This is a genomic window from Mesorhizobium sp. M1E.F.Ca.ET.063.01.1.1 (genome assembly GCF_003998155.1).
Taxonomy (GTDB): Bacteria; Pseudomonadota; Alphaproteobacteria; order Rhizobiales; family Rhizobiaceae; genus Mesorhizobium.
Genome location: NZ_RZSC01000926.1, coordinates 1 through 2036 on the forward strand (window position 1 = coordinate 1; position 2036 = coordinate 2036).

Below are 2036 nucleotides of genomic sequence, written 5' to 3' on the forward strand. Positions count from 1 at the left end.
GAAGAGTCCTGCGTCGAGCGGCTGGCGGAGCTTGGCGTCAACACCTGAGGGACCGCCCACTTCCGTTGAACTGGCGATCGATCAAACCGTGTTCATGATTCTGACTTGGCTGTTTGTCGCCGCAGTCGTCGTCCACAATCTGGAAGAAGCACTTCTGTTGCCAGCCTGGTCGGAGCAGGCCGGGCGTTGGCATAGTCCTGTCGGGGCGCGCGAATTCCGGTTCGCCGTGTCCATGCTCACTCTTCTTGCAGGCATTGCCGCTGTGCTCGCCAGCGTTCAGGGGCGAGGGAGCCTCGGCGCGTATCTTCTGTCAGGTTACGCGCTGGCGATGCTGCTCAATGTGGTCTTTCCACACCTCCTCGCCACAATTGCCATGCGCCGCTATATGCCGGGCACTGCGACCGCTCTTGCGTTGAACCTGCCGGTCACCGCCGCGCTGCTGCGTCAGGCGTTTCGGGAGGAATACATCGCACCGATGCGTTTCGCCTGGGCCGGGCCGGCTGTCGTCATGGCGATCATGCTGTCGATCCCGGCGCTGTTTTATCTCGGCAGAAAACTGTGGCCCGACACCGGAAAGGCATCACGCCGAACGTAGGCTGTGTCACGATCAGATCCAGCGCCGCACTCTTTTCGCGTAGTCGCGGTATTTCTTGCCGAACTTCGCCGCCAGCATCTTTTCTTCCTTCTCGATCGCCAGCTTCTGCGTCGCGAAGGCGGCGAGGAAGGCGAACAGCAGGAACCAGGCGATGCCGGTGATGAAAGAAACGCCGATCAACAGGAGCGTGTTGGCGAGATACATCGGATTGCGGGTGACGCCGAAAGGGCCCGACGTCACCAGATGGTCGGGCTCGGCATTAGGATCGAGCGTGGTTTTCGCGCGCACCATGGCTCGGATCGCCGTGACCCAAAGTGCTGCGACGCCGAAGAGCGCCACCCAGCCGGCGCCGACCAGGATGTCGCCAAAGATGTCGCCGATCCAGGGCAGCGGGTAGAGCATGCCGAGCACGACGCTCAGCACTATCGCCACGACATAGATCACGGGCGGCCAGGGAATGATCCCGTGTCTGGGCTTTGCGACGCCTGTCATTGCTGCCCTCCCTCCATCTCGTCCTCGGTCGCGGCGGTGCAGGTGCTCGCCAGATCGGCCAGATGCGATTTCCAGGCGCTGGACTGGTCGTTGCTGTAGAGCTTGTCGAGAGACCCTTCGCCCTTCAGCGTGTCCAGCATGCAGCCACAATAGCTTGAACAGAACTTCGTGTCCCGCTGCTGTTCGCACTGCGCCTGGCAAGCCGGCAGGAAGCCGGCTTCCTTGTCCTGAGGGGCGGGAGGCATGACCTGCGACAACAGCCAGACCGAGCCGAACAGCACCGGCTGATGGATGAGGTAGAAGGCAAGGCTGTGCCGGCCAATGAAGGTGAGCGGGTTCGACCAACGGCTGGGTGTCCAGGTTCCCAGCCAGGCGAGAAGGCCCGACGCTGAAGCGAGCTTAACCGCCGCCATGCCCGCGAGCACCGCGCCGAACCATGGAAACTGCGGCACATAGTCGTTGGAGCGCGGGTTGGTCGCCGACAGCCCGACCCACCACAGCGCCGGATGGTCGAAGACTTCCGAGCGCAGATAGGAGGGCGCCGCGATCACGGCTGCTGCGACAATTGCCGTCAGCAGCGCCGGCAGCCTGAGAAACGCGAGACCGAGCAGGCTGGCCAGCGCGATCTCATGCAGGATGCCGAAGAAGATGAAGCCGTCCGGAGTCGCGATATAGGTGACGGCCGAGATGGCGATCGCCGCGACCGCAACCATGGCAAAGCGTTTCCAGAAGCCCGGCCAGCGGATCTGGCGGCCATGCGCCAGGAACAGGCTGACGCCGACCAGGAAAAGGAAGGTCGAGGCGATGCCGCGGGCGTAGAGCTTCCACCAGCCGAAAGCGGTCAGGCCGGGCGCTGTGTAGCCGAAGTTTTCGAGGTCCCAGGTGAAGTGGTAGCTCGCCATTGCGATCAGCGCGATGCCGCGCAGGATATCGATGGCGGCGATGCGGC

At 63.2% G+C, this 2036-nt stretch carries 3 protein-coding genes; 1 reads left to right on the forward strand and 2 read right to left on the reverse strand.

The features are described 5' to 3' along the window. A partial coding sequence (locus tag EOA29_RS34335) for an HXXEE domain-containing protein (RefSeq protein ID WP_210213209.1) occupies window positions 1-595 on the forward strand: 595 nt, incomplete at its 5' end. A gap of 12 nt (window positions 596-607) precedes the next feature. On the opposite strand, the gene EOA29_RS34340 is transcribed toward EOA29_RS34335, so the two are convergent. Next, window positions 608-1087 carry an isoprenylcysteine carboxylmethyltransferase family protein gene (locus EOA29_RS34340; protein WP_126093235.1) on the reverse strand — a complete coding sequence of 160 codons (480 nt, stop codon included), beginning with the start codon at window positions 1085-1087 and terminating at the stop codon, window positions 608-610. Continuing rightward, the coding region (locus EOA29_RS34345; RefSeq protein WP_145969983.1) for a DUF1624 domain-containing protein at window positions 1084-2036 on the reverse strand (953 nt) is incomplete at its 5' end. The genes EOA29_RS34345 and EOA29_RS34340, both read right to left, overlap by 4 nt.